Annotated in this window: 9 protein-coding genes; 3 read left to right on the top strand and 6 right to left on the bottom strand. The window is 59.4% G+C overall.

Annotated elements, in window-relative coordinates; genetic code table 11:
• Window positions 1-189 precede the first annotated feature (189 nt).
• Window positions 190-741, bottom strand: coding sequence for a hypothetical protein (locus Pan97_RS25415; RefSeq protein WP_144977756.1), 552 nt, complete (start codon window positions 739-741; stop codon window positions 190-192).
• Window positions 742-1,214: 473 nt separating this feature from the next.
• Here Pan97_RS25415 and Pan97_RS25410 point away from each other — a divergent pair, with 473 nt between their 5' ends.
• The gene (locus tag Pan97_RS25410) at window positions 1,215-2,708 is read left to right on the top strand and encodes a hypothetical protein (protein WP_144977754.1); all 1,494 of its coding nucleotides are present in this window, start codon (window positions 1,215-1,217) and stop codon (window positions 2,706-2,708) included.
• A gap of 120 nt (window positions 2,709-2,828) precedes the next feature.
• Window positions 2,829-3,869 carry an IS110 family RNA-guided transposase gene (locus Pan97_RS25405; RefSeq protein WP_144969839.1) on the top strand — a complete coding sequence of 347 codons (1,041 nt, stop codon included), beginning with the start codon at window positions 2,829-2,831 and terminating at the stop codon, window positions 3,867-3,869.
• Window positions 3,870-4,222: 353 nt separating this feature from the next.
• Here Pan97_RS25405 and Pan97_RS25400 read toward each other — a convergent pair whose 3' ends face one another.
• Both Pan97_RS25400 and uvrA read right to left on the bottom strand, forming a co-directional pair.
• On the bottom strand, window positions 4,223-4,606 hold the full coding sequence (locus Pan97_RS25400; protein WP_241676341.1) for a CoA-binding protein: 384 nt from the start codon (window positions 4,604-4,606) through the stop codon (window positions 4,223-4,225).
• Between the two features lie 333 nt (window positions 4,607-4,939).
• Window positions 4,940-11,962 (bottom strand): excinuclease ABC subunit UvrA, encoded by a 7,023-nt coding sequence (uvrA, locus tag Pan97_RS25395; RefSeq protein WP_144977752.1) that lies wholly within the window; start codon window positions 11,960-11,962, stop codon window positions 4,940-4,942.
• 363 nt (window positions 11,963-12,325) lie between these two features.
• Between uvrA and Pan97_RS25390 the strand changes: the two genes are divergently transcribed.
• On the top strand, window positions 12,326-13,291 hold the full coding sequence (locus Pan97_RS25390; RefSeq protein WP_144977750.1) for a C-terminal binding protein: 966 nt from the start codon (window positions 12,326-12,328) through the stop codon (window positions 13,289-13,291).
• Between the two features lie 111 nt (window positions 13,292-13,402).
• Here the strand turns inward: Pan97_RS25390 and Pan97_RS25385 are convergent, their stop codons facing one another.
• The 3 genes from Pan97_RS25385 to Pan97_RS25375 all read right to left on the bottom strand — a co-directional run bounded on the left by Pan97_RS25385 (window position 13,403) and on the right by Pan97_RS25375 (window position 16,015).
• On the bottom strand, window positions 13,403-14,164 hold the full coding sequence (locus Pan97_RS25385) for a hypothetical protein (RefSeq protein WP_144977748.1): 762 nt from the start codon (window positions 14,162-14,164) through the stop codon (window positions 13,403-13,405).
• Window positions 14,165-14,338: 174 nt separating this feature from the next.
• Window positions 14,339-15,295, bottom strand: coding sequence for a hypothetical protein (locus tag Pan97_RS25380; RefSeq protein ID WP_144977746.1), 957 nt, complete (start codon window positions 15,293-15,295; stop codon window positions 14,339-14,341).
• Between the two features lie 108 nt (window positions 15,296-15,403).
• Complete coding sequence (locus Pan97_RS25375; protein ID WP_144977744.1) at window positions 15,404-16,015, bottom strand: hypothetical protein; 612 nt, start codon at window positions 16,013-16,015, stop codon at window positions 15,404-15,406.
• Window positions 16,016-16,068 lie beyond the last annotated feature (53 nt).

Genomic DNA, 16,068 nt, shown 5'->3' with positions numbered 1-16,068 from the left:
CACTAGCCGCCTCACGGGGCCGTGGGTCGAACCTTACCCAAGTTTACGACGGGAGGGTTTCTCTCGACAACCGGACGATTTGCCGTAGGTTGGGTTTTCCGGCGGAAATGACGTCCAGATCCAAAAGAAAGGGCCTCGCTTCCCGAGAGAAGCAGGCCCGATCGTATGTCTGAGCGGCGATCCGTCCGACTATGGTTCGCGGAGCATGACGTTTCGCGCGGTGCCGGAGTCCAACAGAATCAAAGCGCCCTGCTGCGGTGCGCCACGAGCGGCCAGCGTTCGCTGCCAGGGCACCCCATACACGACGAAACGGCCGGTGGTCGCGTCGATGACGTACACCACGCAGTCGCCGGGACGCGTGTTGCCCCCTTGGCCAGGGAAGCTGGCGGCACCGGTCAGGATCATGTACGTCGGCTTCTTCGCGGCGTCGACGCCCAGGTCTTGCAGCACGTTGGTGCGGAAAAGGCCGGCAAACTTCGTCGTGCGGCCATTCAAGACCGAGCACTGCAGGTCGCCGGTCAGCGAGTCGAGCGTAAACAGGCCTTCCACTTCTTCATCCACGCGGCCGGTTGCGGCGCACATCGTTTCGCTCCAGGTACTTGCCGTGGCATTGACCGGGATTTCGAGAGCAGGCTGCTGTTGCTGAAGTCCGACCGTCAACCCAACGATAGCAAACGCCGTCATGACGCTTCCCACCGCGAAACTTGCCAGCCAGAAACGAGTTGTCGAATCGAGCTTCATGAATTGAGTCCTCAAAGGTTTCCATCAAAGGGGGAAGAAAAGAATGGCCCGAAATCGGCTGATAGAAGCGATTTCCATCGATATCGCCAAGCCGAAATTTGCCTAACGTTAGCGTCAATGCCCTAACCATCCGACATCGTACGAGGTTTCTCCCTAATGTGCCAGAGATAAGTTGGGTTCGCCCGGTAAAGGGGCAGTCAGCTCAATGCCGGGCAGCTGGTCCCAGGCAGCTGGACTTGCTTGGTGCTTGCGTTTTTAACGGAAATGCGTATTCTTCTTGAAGTTACGAACACGAACGCGCGATCCCAAACTTCTTGATAAACCTGGGTGGCAGGATGCCAGCTTGGGCTTGGAATCGGGCATCCGAATGGTTGATAATAAGACTTGGCGGATGCCAATCCGGCCGGATCCTCGACAATCGGCCGTTAAGACGCGACGGATAGACCTCGTCGAATTACCTACTCAGCCGGCTGATGCGCGAGATACTCTTTCAATACGAAAGCGTGAACCCGACGACTTGGGCTTACTTGTCGTCGCTGCTGGTGATTGGGCTGTACTTCAAGTTCAACCGCGTCTGGAGCGTTCGAAACCTCGATATCTTGCTGATCATCGCCCTGGCGCCGGGCCTGCTGATGGTCTACTTCGGTCAGCAGAGCATCAACGTCGCGGCGAGCCTTCCCACGGCTCCCGCGGAAACCGTCCCTCTGATACCCAAGTTGGAACCCGTGGTGGAGCCTGCTGCGCAGGCGGCCCCCTTGGTACCCGAGGAGGCAATCGCCCCGCCGACGCGGCAAGAGATGCTGCAGGTTGGTAAGACGCTGGAGAAGACCGGATACATCTGGCTCTTCTGTTTGAGCACGTTGATCGTGATCCGCTTGTTCGTCGATCCGACGATGGTCCGCCGGCCGATGCTCGAGCCGAACCTGACCATTGGCGGGATGACCTTCATCACCTGTGCGCTATTCATCTTCTTGATGACCAACGTCATTGTTGGCCGCCCTTCGGATGCCGACCTGCGCGGCGTTCGCGAGGCCTCGAAGAGCAGCCCGGAAGAAGTGGAAGAGTCGCTGCGCCATTTTGGCCCTGGCTACCGCATGCTCCTTTTGGTGCCGCGCATTCCGACCTATCAATTGGCTCAGCAGGACGAGCCAACCGATCTGCAGACGACCGAGAAGATCACCGTCATCGTGACCAAAACGATGGCCATCCTGGCGAACATGGCCCTGATCGCCGGCATCATCCTGGTGGGCTATCGGCACTTCGATAACATCAAAATGGGAGTGGGAGCAGCGATGTTCTACTTCCTGCTTCCCTATGCGGCGGTCTATACCGGCCGGATCGATCACGTGCTGCCGGCGGCGCTGTTGGTCTGGGCGATCTTCTTTTACCGCCAGCCGCTGGTCTCCGGCATCTTCATGGGCTTCGCGATCGGCACGCTCTATTACCCGCTGTTCCTCTTGCCGCTGTGGTTCAGTTACTACTGGGAACGGGGGCGTGGTCGCTTCCTGATTGGGGTGGTCGCGACGCTGGTGCTGTTGGCACTATCGCTCGCGTTCACGTCGTCCGACTTCGAAACCTTCCTGAACCAGTTCCGGGCGATGTTCGGTTTGTGGCTCCCGCGCGACGAAGGGTACACCGGCTTCTGGAACTACTACTTCAACTCGAACGCCTACCGCATTCCGGTTCTGGCGGCGTTCGCGGTGATCTCGATCGCGTTCGCCATCTGGCCGGCCCAGAAGAACCTGGGCACGCTGATCAGTTGCACGGCCGGCCTGATGCTGGCCGCCCAGTTCTGGCATGCCAACGACGGCACGACCTATGTTGCCTGGTATATGCCGCTGATGCTGCTGACGATCTTTCGCCCGAACCTGGAAGACCGCGTCGCGCTAAGGGTCATCGGCGAAGGATGGCTGAAACGGTCCGGCCAGGGGACCAAGCCCAGCGACGAAGAGAAGCAAGCCGCTTAACGCCGACCAACGTCCCGGGTGGCCCAGAGATAGCCCTCTGGATAGGGATGAAGACCCGTTGCTCCTAGGGTTTACTACGAGTGTGTTAGTAACCCATAAACCCAAAAGGAGCAACGAGCGATGCCTAGTTTACCAACTTTCGTCGGGCTTGATTACCATCAGGATTTGGTTCAGGTGTGTGTTTTGGATTCGGAAGGGCGGACGCTGGCGAATCGGTCGGTGCGGAATGAGGCTGATTTGATTGCCCGCTTTGCGTTGCAGCATGGCACGCCGCAACGCGTGGCGATCGAGGCCTGTTGCGGGGCGGCCGATCTGGCCGAGGAACTGGTCACCCATCGCAATTTGCCGGTGCAGCTGGCTCATCCAGGCTACGTCGCACGGATGAAGCGTTCGCCTGACAAAACCGACCTGGCCGATGCCCAACTGCTGGCCGATCTGGCTCGCGTCAATTACCTGCCGAGCGTGTGGCTGGCCCCCGAAGCAACGCGGCAACTGCGACGCCTGGTCCGCCATCGGGCTCAATTGGTGCGGCGGCGGCGGGACGTTAAACTGCGGATTCGTGGGCTTTTACGAGAAAACCGGGTGCCTTCACCGGGCGGCACGCCTTGGACGAAGAAGTGGCTCACATGGCTGCAGGAAACAGACGACTTGGCACCAAGCGACCGGTGGCTTGTGGAAGACCACCTCGAGGAATTGACTTCCCTGGGGCGTCGCATCCGTGCTGTGGAAGCCAAGATCAGGCACACGGTCGAAGACGATCCGGTCGTTGCGAAGCTTCTGACAATGCCCGGCGTGGGGCTGGTGACGGCGGTTACGCTTCGCGCCGAGATCGGTCGCTTCGATCGCTTCACGCGTGGCAAGCAACTGGCTCGGTTCTGCGGAGTGACGCCTCGCAATGCCAGCAGTGGACAACGTCAGGCAGATGCAGGACTGATCAAGGCCGGCAACCCCGACCTGCGGACTGTGTTGATCGAATTGGGGCATCGACTGATTCGACAAACAAGTGGCCCATGGACCAAGCTAGCGACCGGCATGCTGAGTCGAGGCAAACCGAAGAACGTGGTGGTCGCGGCGGTCGCCAATCGTTGGGTTCGCTGGCTGCACCACGAACTACGCCGCGAAACGCCCCAAGCGGATCGCGTTTTAGAGCAAGCCGTTTAAATTAAGGAATCCCCACAACTCGATAGAACTCTGGGAGATCCTTCGAAAGAAGCGACTGGTCAAGCATTCACCTGTTCCGGCGGGAAGGTACGCTCGAGGTGGCCCTGGGCTCAAGCTCGTCTCTGGTTAGGGCAGCCTTCCCCTTTACTTCGAAAACACCCACAGGGGCTATCCCACCACGGGAAACGCTCGGATAGAGGAAGGGAACCACCGGTGAAAACACTTGACAACGAGTCTGTCTTCATAGAGGGCCACCCCTGAAATGAATAAACGTGCGCGATAAAAAAAGGCCGCGTCGTGGGACGCGGCCTCTTCTGTTTTGTTTCGTTACGATGAGGAGGGGGGCGGCTGGCCTAATCGAATGCGTGAGGCGTTACGCCGACGCTGACAATGCTGCAGGCCTGGATCGGGTCGATGCCACGCTGGCGAGCGGCTTCCAGCAGCTCGGCGCTTTCGCTGCCAGGATTGAAGAAGACTTCACGAGCCGGCTTCGAAGCGATGTCGCTCACCATCTTCATACCGATTTGAGGCGGAACGTATACGCTGATGCGATCCAGCTGATCGACCGGAATGTCTTTCACCGAGGTGTAAACCTTAAGACCTTCGATCTGGCCACCTCTTGGGTTCACGGGGTAAACATCGTACCCGCGCTCCAGATGAGCTCGGACGGATTTGTTCCCGTATTTGGAACGCTCCGCACTTGCTCCCAAGATGGCCACAGTTGGCTTCGACACCATTTGCGCTCTCCTCATAAAGATTGGGAAAATAGATAGACTGCGACCAGTAACGTCTGGCCGGCGACCGCCCTAGACTTCCATTAATAACGGGAATCCGTATGGCGTCAAACGTCGAAATTCGGTAGCTCCGAACACCAATTTCAACGAACATGTAACGGGCGCAAAGAGTTGCGCTGATTGATCACTCCGTGGTCACTATAAAAAGAATTCGCAATTTTGATCACAATCTTTTCGCGCCCATTCAAGCACCCGGCAACTGCGTTTTAACCCGTATTTTCTCGGGTAAAACGCATGCGAATGTTTAAGGGAAACCTCGCGATCTTAATTCGCCCTTTAGAGGAGCGATCGCTGACCAGAGGAAGATTCGCCTTCGAAGCTCTCCTTCAAAAACGCTCGCAAATCACCCTTTTGCAGGTCCGCATCATGGCGGAAGTGAAGCCGCACGATCTCTTCGCCGCTGCGCGACTGATCGACGTCCGGTTCGTGGCCTAATCCGGCGATTCTGCCCTGCGTCGTGGACGCTTTAGAGGTCTTCAGTTCCAGCCGAACATGTTCCGGCTTCTTGGTCGTCACCACGGCCCACGCGGTCCGCTTGCCGGGGATCATCATGTTGATCAGCATCTGGTTGTTCCACAGGATCTCGCCTTGCGGAGCGACTTCTTTCAGCAGCTCGATCACCTCTTCCAGCACCGACTGGTCCCACGCTACCTTTTTGCCCGGCGGGAAGCCCTTGCGCGACAGGTGCCACTTCTCGCCGAGCTTCTTCCACGGCATGTGGCTTTCGACGTCCTGGCTGATGGTCGACTCATACTTCTGAAAGCCGATGATCGCGTCGTCGACGAACTTCCAGAACTCCGGCTTGTTGATCTCTTGCCAGCTGTGGGCCCTGATCTCGACTTCCTGGAACGGACCACGCAGGTTTTTGACCTTCACCCGCGGATCGTTGCTGTAGATCGGCAGGTCGTCCATCTGGTTGAGGGTTGGCAAGTTGAGTTCCTGGGGTAGTTCGTACTTGTTGAACGTCCCCTTCATCACGCGGAACTTCAGCTTCACCAGCCAGCTTTCGCCGGTGATGCCGTGGAAGAACCAGCCGTCCGATTTCTTCTTCGCCGCGATCTCGACGATCGTCCGCGAGTTCCAGTTGGGGTCGCTGAACGAGTCGGAAGCTTGAATGCGATCGACCACCTCGGCCAGGATCTTGCCGTCCCAGTTACACGGCTGCCCGTCGCGTCCGACGCGATCCTTCGTGTGCCAACGTCGTCCGTCGAGTTCCCAAGGCATCTGGATTTGGGCACCCACGTCGTCGATGTCGAGGTCTCCTTCGCGCTGCTGCTCCGCCGCGTGCGGATCGTACTGCGGACGCTCTTCGCGCGGGGCCGCTTCCAGCACGGGGCCCAGCGCTTCGCCAGTATGACTGCGCAGCCAGGTCATGCCTCGTTCGTCGGTCAGGGTCGACTCTTCGCTCTTCTGCTTCTTGGCCAGCTTGAGGAACGACTTCGAGTACGCGACGATATCTTCCGGCGTACCGACCGTCACGACCTGGCCGCCCGCCTGGCCGGCTTCGGGACCCATCTCGATGACCCAGTCGGCCTGCTTCAAGATGTCGAGATTGTGTTCGATCACGATCACCGTATTGCCCAGGTCGACCAGCCGATGGAACACGTCCAGCAACTTCTTCAGGTCCTCGAAGTGCAGCCCGGTCGAAGGTTCGTCCAAAAGGTACAGCGTGCGGCCCGTATCAGGCCGAGCCAGTTCCGAAGCGAGCTTCACGCGTTGGGCTTCGCCACCGGAAAGGGTCGGGGCCGACTGGCCGAGCGTGACGTAATCGAGACCCACGTCGCATAGCGTCTGCAGCGTGCGGCGAATCTTGGGGATGTTCTCGAACAGCTGCACGGCCTGGCCACACGACATTTCGAGCACTTCGGAAATCGACTTTCCGTGGAATTTGACCGCGAGCGTCTCTTCGTTGTAACGCAGCCCGTTGCACGTTTCGCAGGTGACCCACACGTCGGGCAGGAAGTGCATCTCGATGCATTTCTGCCCCATGCCTTGGCAGTCTTCGCAGCGTCCCCCTTCGACGTTGAAGCTGAAGCGACGCGCCGTGTAGCCGCGGACCTTGGCGTCAGGCAGCTGAGCGAACAGGTCGCGAATCAAGTCGAACACGCCGGTATAGGTCGCCGGATTCGAGCTGGGGCTGTTGCCGATCGGCTGCTGATCGACGCGGATGACCTTGTTGATGTTCTCCATGCCGCGCAGGGCATCGTGCGCGCCGGGAATGGTCGAAGCGCGATGCAGGCGGCGGGCCAGCGTGTTGTACAAGATGTCTTGAACGAGCGTGCTCTTGCCGCTACCGCTCGGGCCGCCAATGGCAACCAAAGCACCCAGCGGAATCGAGACGTTCACGTTCCGCAGGTTGCGGTGGCTGGCCCCGACGATCTCAAGCCATTCGCCCGAAGGGCTGCTGAAATCGGCGATCACGTCTTCGTCGGAGTTGTTCGCGATCGACATCATACGGCGATTGCTCGGCGCGTAGATCGCCTGTTTGCCCGAGATGTATGGACCGGTTACCGAGCCAGAGGCTTTGGCGATCTGCTTGGGCGTTCCTTCGGCCACGATCGTTCCGCCGTGACGCCCTGCCTGAGGGCCAAAGTCGATCAACCGATCGCTCCCCTCAATCACTTCCTGATCATGTTCGACCACCAGCAGCGTATTGCCCAGGTCACGCAGCCGATGCAATGCTTTGAGCAGTCGACGGTTGTCGCGCGGGTGGAGGCCAATCGTCGGTTCGTCCAGCACGTACAGCACGCCGCACAGGCCGCTGCCCAGCTGGCTGGCCAGGCGAATACGCTGGGCTTCCCCGGCCGAAAGCGTGGGGGCCGTGCGGCGGAGAGTCAGGTACTCGAGCCCCACGTCCAGCAAAAACTGCACGCGGCTGTCGATCTCGCGGAGCAGCTCGCCGGCGATCTTCTGTTCGCGCTTCTTCAATTTGGCCGAGCGGATGAACTCCAGCAGTTCGGCCAGCGGCATGCTGGTGATGTCGCGCATCGACTTCTTCCGGAAACGCACCGCCGAGGCGTCGTCCCGCAAACGCGAGCCATCGCAGGTGGTGCATTCCACTTCCGCCACCAGCGATTCCAGCTGACCGCGGAACGAAGGACTCAGCCGCGAGGCATCTTCCAGCGCTGGATACAACCCCTTGAACTGGAAGCGGAACTCGATCTTGTCTTTCTTCTTCCCATCGGTGTAGATGTCGTAGACCGTGTCGCCGGTGCCGTGCAGAATGATTCGCCGCTGACGCGCGCCAAGTTGTTCAAACGGAACGTCGATCGGAATCTTGTTCTTCTCGCAAATCGCTTCGAGCATGCGCATCGCGGTCGGCGACTTGAGGTCGGGCCACAACCGCAGCGCACCTTCAGCCAGGCTGCGCTTCGGATCGCTCAGCAGTGCTGTTGGATCGGCACCGGTCTGCGTGCCGAGCCCTTCGCAGTCGGGGCACCAGCCGAGGTAACTGTTGAACGAGAAGTTATGCGGCGACAGTGGATCGAAGCTGCGATCGCAAGACTCGCACGAAAGCTTCTGGCTCAGACGCTTGGTTCGCCAGTGGGCTTCGGGGACGTCGTCTTCCGCGTAGGCGAGCACTAACACGCCGCCGGACTGGCTCAGCGCGATCTCGACGCTGTCGGCAATGCGCGGCCGGGCATCCTGACGCACGACGATTCGGTCGACCACCACTTCCACGTCATGCTTGCGGCGGCGATCGATCTTCGGCATCTTGTCGATCGTGTGCACCACGCCGTCGACGCGAACGCGCTGATAACCGGCGGCCTTCAGCTCTTCCCATAGGTCGGAGTATTGTTGCCCCGTATCGAGGTGCCGCGGGGCGAGCAGGAACAGCTTGGTCCCCTCCTCTTCCTGCAAGACCTTATCGGTGATCTGCGTCGACGTTTGCGTTTTAATTGGGACGTCGCAGTCGGGGCAATTGGGCTCGCCCAGGCGGCTCATCAGCACGCGCAGGTAGTCGTAAATCTCGGTGACGGTACCGACCGTCGAACGGGGCGACTTGCCGAGGTTCTTCTGCTCGATGGCGATCGCCGGCGAAAGTCCCTCGATGTGGTCGACCTTCGGCTTCTGCATCTGGCCGACGAACTGCCGCGCGTACGCGCTCAGGCTTTCGACGTAGCGGCGCTGCCCCTCGGCGTAGATCGTATCCATCGCCAGCGAGCTTTTGCCGCTACCGCTGGGGCCGCAGAAGACGGTCATCTTGTCGCGGTCGATGCCGACGCTGACGTCCTTCAGGTTGTGCATCTTGGCACCACGCACGTCGATCCGCTTGGCCTGAACCTTGGCGGTCTGCTGCGACTCTTTCGCCGCGCGTTTGATCTCGGCCACGGCCCGGCTCGTTTCACCCCTCAAGAGAGGCTGCAGTGCCTGGCCGGTGTACGAAGCTTCGACCGCGGCGACTTCTTCCGGCGTTCCTTCGGCGACGATCGTGCCGCCGTTGATGCCCCCTTCAGGACCGAGATCGACAACCCAGTCGGCCGTCTTGATCACGTCCAGGTTATGTTCGACCACCAGCACCGTGTTGCCGGCGCTGGCGAAGTCGTGCAGCACTTTCAGCAGCATCTTCGTGTCGGCGAAGTGGAGCCCGGTGGTGGGTTCGTCCAACAGGTACAGCGTCTTGCCGGTGCTGCGTTTGGAAAGCTCTTTGGCGAGCTTGATACGCTGGGCTTCACCCCCAGAAAGGGTCGGCGAAGGCTGCCCGAGCTTGATGTAATCGAGCCCGACGTCGTGCAGCGTTTGCAGCTTCTGGGCGATCTTGGGGACGTTCTCGAACGTCTTCAAAGCGTCCTGCACGTCCATCTCTAAGATGTCGGCGATCGACTTGTCTTTGAACAAGATTTCGAGCGTTTCGCGGTTGAAGCGGTGTCCTTCGCACACCGGGCAGGTGACCCAGATGTCGGCCAGGAAGTCCATCTCCAGCTTGTTGGCCCCGTTCCCTTCGCAGGCACTGCAGCGGCCGCCGTCGACGTTGAAGCTGAAGCGGCCTGGCTTGTAGCCTCGCTTGCGAGACTCGGGCAGTTGGGCGAACAGGTCGCGGATTTCGTCGAACACCTTGATGTAGGTCGCCGGGTTGCTGCGCGGCGTGCGGCCGATCGGGCTTTGATCGATCGCGATCATCTTGTCGAGATGCTCGATCCCTTCGATCCGCTCGTGCTCGCCTGGCTCGCCCAGGCCGCCGTTCAAATCGCGGCGGAGCGCTTCGACCAGGATGCCGTTAATGAGCGAACTCTTGCCGCTACCACTGGCCCCCGTGATGCAGACGAATCCCCCTAGCGGGATCTCGGCGGTGATGTTCTTCAGGTTGTTCTGCGCGGCACCGACGATGCGGAGCTTCTTCTCGCCTAAAGGACGGCGCGACGTGGGGATTTCGATTTTGTCTTTGCCGGACAGGAACCGCCCGGTGACGCTTTCCTCGACCGCTTCCAACTGCTTGGCCGAGCCTTGGGCGACGACGTACCCGCCGCGCACTCCGGCCCCGGGACCGAAGTCGATGATATGGTCGGCGACGCGCATCGTGTCTTCGTCGTGCTCGACCACCAGGACCGTGTTGCCCAGGTCGCGCAGGTCGTTCAAGGTTGCCAGCAGGCGGTCGTTATCGCGCGGGTGGAGACCGATCGACGGTTCGTCGAGGATATACGTCACGCCGACCAGGCCGCAGCCGATCTGCCCTGCCAGGCGTATACGCTGCGATTCACCACCGCTGAGGGTCGGAGCCGTTCGGTCGAGCGTGAGGTATTCGAGCCCCACGTTCTGCAGGAAGCCGAGTCGTCCTCGCACTTCCTTGACTGCTTCTTCGGCGATCTTCTGCGAAAGGCTGTCGAGTTCCAGCTCTCCGAAGAAATCGGCCGCCTGTTGAATCGACAGCTGGCAGATCTCCGGCAGCGTCCGCGAGCCGTCCTTGCCGAACGCCTTGCTGGCGGTGGTGACCTTCACGCTACGGGCCTGAGGGTTCAGGCGATCGCCATGGCACTGTGGGCAGATGACCGTGGCCATGTACTTTTCAAGCTGCCGCTGCTGCGGCTTCGAGTTGGTATTGCGATACTTTTCCAGCAGGTCAGGCACAATGCCACCGTAGGTGCCACCGTACATCTGGGGGCTGTTGCCGCCGCGCCAGGTGAACGTGATGTGCTCGTCTCCGGTGCCCCACAGCAGGTAGTCTTGGTGCTCCTGGGGCATGTCGCGCCAGGCCGTTTCCAGGATGGCCCCTTTGCCCAGGTCGTACTTCCGCTCCATCGTGTCGGCCATACCTTGATAGATATGACGCTTCCAGCGGCCCAGCTCTTTCCACTTGCCTAGCAGTTCGATCGCCCCTTGCTTGAACGACAAGGTCACGTCGGGGACCAGCAGTTCAGGATCGAACGTGTAGACCTTGCCCAGGCCGTCGCACGTCGGGCACATCCCCTGTGGCGAGTTGAAGCTGAACAGCTGCGGCGTCGGCGGACTGTAAGATATTCCACAGTCGACGCAGGCGTAGTCGACCGAGAACATCATGTCGCCAGCCACGGCCGTCTTGCTGCGCTTGCTTTTGGCCCGTTTCTTTTTCGGGGCCGCTTCCTGCCCTTCGGGCGTTTCGTCTTCGCGCGGGGCGATGATCAGGCTGCCTTCTCCCATCTTCAGGGCCAGCTCGACCGCTTCGGCCAGGCGTCCGCGGACCCCCTCTTTGATGCTCAAACGATCGACGACCAATTCGATGTTGTGCCGCATCTGGCGATCGAGCTGCAGCTCGTCGTTGAGCTGGATGACCTCACCGTCGACCCGAGCCCGGACGAAGCCCTGCTTTAACAGGTCGACGAACAGGTCCTTAAACTCCCCCTTCTGGCCGCGAACCAGCGGAGCAAGCACGGCGAACGAGGTCCCTTCTTCCTGGCCGAGAATCCGCTCGAGGATTTGTTCCCGCGTCTGGGCGGTGAGCTTCTTGCCACATTCACTACAAAAGCCCTGCCCCACGCGCGAGAAGATCACGCGGAGATAGTCGTAGATTTCGGTGATCGTGCCGACCGTACTACGTGGGTTGTTGCTGGTCGTCTTCTGCGAAATCGAAATGCTGGGGGTCAAGCCGCCGATGTAGTCGACGTCGGGCTTGGGCATCTGCCCCATGAATTGCCGCGCGTAGCTGGACAGGCTCTCGACGTACCGCCGCTGCCCTTCCGCATAGACGGTATCGAACGCCAGCGAGCTTTTCCCGCTACCGCTCACGCCCGTCAAGCAAATCAGTTTATTGCGAGGAAGCGTCAGCGTGACCTCGCGCAGATTGTGTTCGCGGGCCCCTTTGACTTCAATATCGGAAACCGGCATAGATGCTCGTCCGTGGGTTCACTTCGCGGCTAAGTTCGACCGAATCCATCGATTTTAGGGGACCTGCCGAGCAGGGAGAAGGGTACGCGGTAGCCCCTCGCCCAGGAAATGGGGAGTTCCAAGCGGGACATTTTGGAGAGAAGAGGGAAGAGGAACCTCGGATTTCACGGATGAACATGGATATGGTGGGGATGAACATACGTTTGGTTGGCTCAGAATTTTATTTCTGGATCAACTTTCCTTTTCTTATCCGTGAAATCCGTGGTTCGCTCTCCTCTTTCCCCCATCAAAACCAGCCTCGAAAATCTGTTACCATGGGTGGTTTCCACGCCCAATCCCCTGCCCGACTGAAAGAGACGCATCATGGCCAAATTCCACGTTCTGCTGACCGACTATGCCTGGGAAGAACTGGAAATCGAAAAGCAAGTGCTCGCCGACAACGACGTCGAGTTGATCGTCGCCACCGCGAAGGACGAAGATTCGCTCGCCGCGCTCGCTAAGCAGCACCAGGTCGATGCCATCATGACTAACTGGGCCCAGGTCACCGAAAAGGTCATTTCGGCTTCTCCCAACGTGAAGATCGTCGCCCGACTGGGAATCGGACTCGATAACATCGACATGGCCTACTGCACGTCGAAGGGCATTCTCGTCACCAACACGCCCGACTACTGCTTGACCGAAGTCGCCGAGCACACGCTGGCACTCCTCTTCGCGTGTGCCCGGAAGGTGGCCATGTACCATCACGACACGATGAGCGGCAAGTACGACCTGACGGCCGGCCCGATCATGCGGCGGATGGAAGGTCAAACGCTCGGGATCGTCGGCTTGGGCAACATCGGCATGCTGCTGGCCCAAAAGGCCAAGTGCCTGGGCCTGAACGTCGTCGCCACCAGCCGCAGCGGCAAGACGATGGACGGCGTCGAAACGGTCGACCTCGACACGCTGCTGGCCAAGTCGGACTACGTCTCGCTTCTGATTCCTGCCACTCCGGAAACGAAAAAGTCGTTCGGGGCCGAGCAGTTTCAGAAGATGAAACCGACGGCCTACCTTATTAACACGGCTCGCGGGGCGATCGTCGATCACGACGCGCTGGCCGCCGCCCTGGAAGCCGGCCAGTTGGCCGGAGCGGCGCTCGACGTGCAAGACCCGGAACCGTGTGACTTGACGATCGCTCCGTACAACGACCCACGCGTGATCGTCACCCCGCACGCGGCGTTCGTGAGTGTCGAATCGCTGGAAAACATGCGCGGCCGCGTCTCGCAGCAGGTCGTCGACTGCTTGCAAGGAAAGACGCCAGAGAACGTCCGCAACGGTTTGACCGTCGGCTAGTGAATCAAGCTTGAATGAAATAGGACGTACCCATCCTCATGAACGTCCATACATGAGCCGCTTGTTCCCTGCGGTCACCCAGAGATGCTCTCTGGGGCACCCTCATTATCTTTAAGTCGATTTCCGTTCCGGCAGCGGGTTGATCGAAAGACCACCGCTGCTGCGGATTTCGACTTCGTACTTCTTGCCAGGCCGAACCCGCATTCCTTCCGATTGCTCGCTCGCGGCGCGGACGCCGTACTCGGCAGCTTTCACGGGGTCGTTGGCGATGTCCCAGAAGTTGCTCCAGATTTTCTGCTCAAACTCGTTGGGCTTGTCCCGCAGGCCATAAGCCTCGGGCCGCTCCCCTTCCTTATCGATCGTGAATCCGTCGATCGGTTTTTGATGTTCGCCGTAGATCTTCTGCAGGATGAAGATCGAAGCGGACCGTAGCGGGTCGTTCGTTTCGACCAGTTCGTCCTCGAACTTCACGACCTTGCCGTTCACGTAGACCATGTCGCCGTCGATTTTGAACTGTTGCGGCTCGGTGATCGGTTGCCCTTGTTCGTTCAGTTCGACGAACTCGATGATCGACTGCACGCGTTGGGCGTCGTCAGGCTGCTCTTGGCTGATCACCGAAAGTTGTCCGACGCGGCGGTCGACCTTCAGCAGTTTCAGCCGCAGGGCCAAGAGGTCGATCTCGTCTTCCAGCTCGCCGATCTTCGCGACGTGCTGCTGGATCTCCTTCTCCTTCGCGGCGATCTCCAATTCTTTTTCGTTGTAGACCGACCAACCGTAATAAGAAACGGTCGAGAACGCGATCAGCAGCAGCAAGATCAACAGCGTGCGAACTGAATTGTTAAACCGGTCGATGGCGTCCACCATCTTGGCCATACTATTGCTCCGTAAGGTTGCCCGGTGAGAGCAGGCAATGAGGTCACGTCAATGTTCGTTGATGCATTCGAGCCGCCTACCCCTATCGTAACTTGCCAGGGGGGGCCGAACCAATCCCAACTAGTGCAACCCGGATGCCAACGGAGAAGATTACCAGAATTCTTTACGTGGCTTTCACTTGCCAAGAATCTTGCTGATCGCTTCTACATGGGATGGATCTACCGCGAAGATGCCTGAATTGTTGTCGAGCATTTGATAATGGTCAGGGCTACCTGTCGCGCGCGACGGGACCAGCCCTGTATGGGTTAGAAACAGAATCCACTCGTAGTCCGGCAATTGATGACCCTGCCGCTGTAACAACTGCGTGAGGGTCCCTTCGGTCGACACGTAGATCCACGTTTTGTCACGCTCAAACGGCTGACGCAGATTTCCCTTGAGAACCTGTGAGACTCGAAACGTGAACCGAGTCTGCTTTTTGGGGGAACTTGAATACCCGGCTTCCTTGGCGACAACGATCACATCGGCCTGTTGGCTCAGCTCGCCAATCTTCTTTTCCGTGAAATTGGCCTGCCAACTTGCCAGGGCCGACTCCCAATGGCGTTTCTCCATCTCCTTTTGCTTTGCATAGTCCCGTTGTCGCTGCTGGCCTGCGCGGATCTGCTCGATCGACCAGGCACGCCGTTCTGCCGAATACGCATAACAATGGAATGGGTTGGTTCGAAATACAGGCACGCTGTTCGGCTGTCGATTCGCGGGGCTCATCTCTCCCCAGAGGATCCACTTCGTATCCACCTTGGGCGCTGCCAGTGGTGTCGCTCGCCACTGGATGTAACGCGGATTGGTCACCACGTCCCCATAGTCGATATCATGCGGAGGAGGCGACCAGATCGCCAGGTATCGATTGGGCTTCAACTCGCCACGCAGGACTTCCTCGACCTGCAACTGGAGCTGAGGCGGATGACCATTGGTAGCTTTCTTGTCCAGCACGCGCGTGATGGTCGCCACGATCACGGCGCCATTGTCGGTCCCCATGTAAGGGGCCCCGCACGTGATTGTCCCCTTTTCCGCCGCCAAAGAGCCAGCGCCAATAAGCGAGAAGATCACTGCGGGAACGAGAATCGCATTTCGCATGGCATCTGCCCTGACTCGTCTTGAAAAGAATAAGCGCACCTGGGCGACCGGCATGAAAGTCAATTCTACGAAACGCTTCCGAAATTGCCCAAGATTTCGCGAGGGAATTCAGGGAGGCCCGCGTTCTTTCGTGTTGCCCACGGTGGGTGCCACGCCCAAGTCCGCGTGGGCGTGTCTTGGCTTTGTGCCTGCGAGAGTGCCAATCGATACTTCTGCGGCGACCTCCTTCGCACGCCCAAGCGGACTTGAGCGGGGCACCCGATCCATCGAGCGCTGCTTGAGCAGTTTCTGCAGACGTTTCAATTCGCTCCCTTGGCGGTCGAGCACTTTCAAGTGAAACGAAACCCACGCCAGCGCGCGGTCCAACTGTTTCCCAGAGGGCACGCGGAGCCCGTCAATGATTTCGCCAACGAGAGAAACACGCTCTGGTTGCTCAGGACGTTTCGGCCGTGATGGCCGCGCTGGCCTGATCTTCTTTGGCCGAGAAGGGCGTGTCTTCGCTTTAGCAGGAACCCTACCCTCAGGCTCGGTCTCGACTGGTTCGTCCTGCGGCGAAGGATCGACCGCGAGGACCAACTGGCCGACGACGTCCGCCGGCACTTCCACCAACGTCCCACAGGCCGAGCACACGAATGTCTTCCCAGCGCGCACGACGACCTGCGGTCCGCTCTCAGGCGAGAGCGATCCGCGGCGATCCGTTTGTGCTGGGGTTGATGACATGGTGATGCTCGTTGGATTGAATTTTTTCCGAAGCCCTGAAAGGGCGGCATAAT

The sequence above is a fragment of the Bremerella volcania genome, from assembly GCF_007748115.1.
GTDB classification, from domain to species: domain Bacteria; phylum Planctomycetota; class Planctomycetia; order Pirellulales; family Pirellulaceae; genus Bremerella; species Bremerella volcania.
Note: the sequence above shows the minus strand (reverse complement) of the source record. Positions and strands in the feature narration are given on the sequence as shown.

Coding starts and splice junctions, on each gene's coding strand:
- Pan97_RS25415 (WP_144977756.1), bottom strand. CDS start 741: ATGAAGCTCGATTCGACAACTCGTTTCTGGCTGGCAAGTTTCGCGGTG.
- Pan97_RS25410 (WP_144977754.1), top strand. CDS start 1,215: ATGCGCGAGATACTCTTTCAATACGAAAGCGTGAACCCGACGACTTGG.
- Pan97_RS25405 (WP_144969839.1), top strand. CDS start 2,829: ATGCCTAGTTTACCAACTTTCGTCGGGCTTGATTACCATCAGGATTTG.
- Pan97_RS25400 (WP_241676341.1), bottom strand. CDS start 4,606: ATGGTGTCGAAGCCAACTGTGGCCATCTTGGGAGCAAGTGCGGAGCGT.
- uvrA (WP_144977752.1), bottom strand. CDS start 11,962: ATGCCGGTTTCCGATATTGAAGTCAAAGGGGCCCGCGAACACAATCTG.
- Pan97_RS25390 (WP_144977750.1), top strand. CDS start 12,326: ATGGCCAAATTCCACGTTCTGCTGACCGACTATGCCTGGGAAGAACTG.
- Pan97_RS25385 (WP_144977748.1), bottom strand. CDS start 14,164: ATGGCCAAGATGGTGGACGCCATCGACCGGTTTAACAATTCAGTTCGC.
- Pan97_RS25380 (WP_144977746.1), bottom strand. CDS start 15,295: ATGCGAAATGCGATTCTCGTTCCCGCAGTGATCTTCTCGCTTATTGGC.
- Pan97_RS25375 (WP_144977744.1), bottom strand. CDS start 16,015: ATGTCATCAACCCCAGCACAAACGGATCGCCGCGGATCGCTCTCGCCT.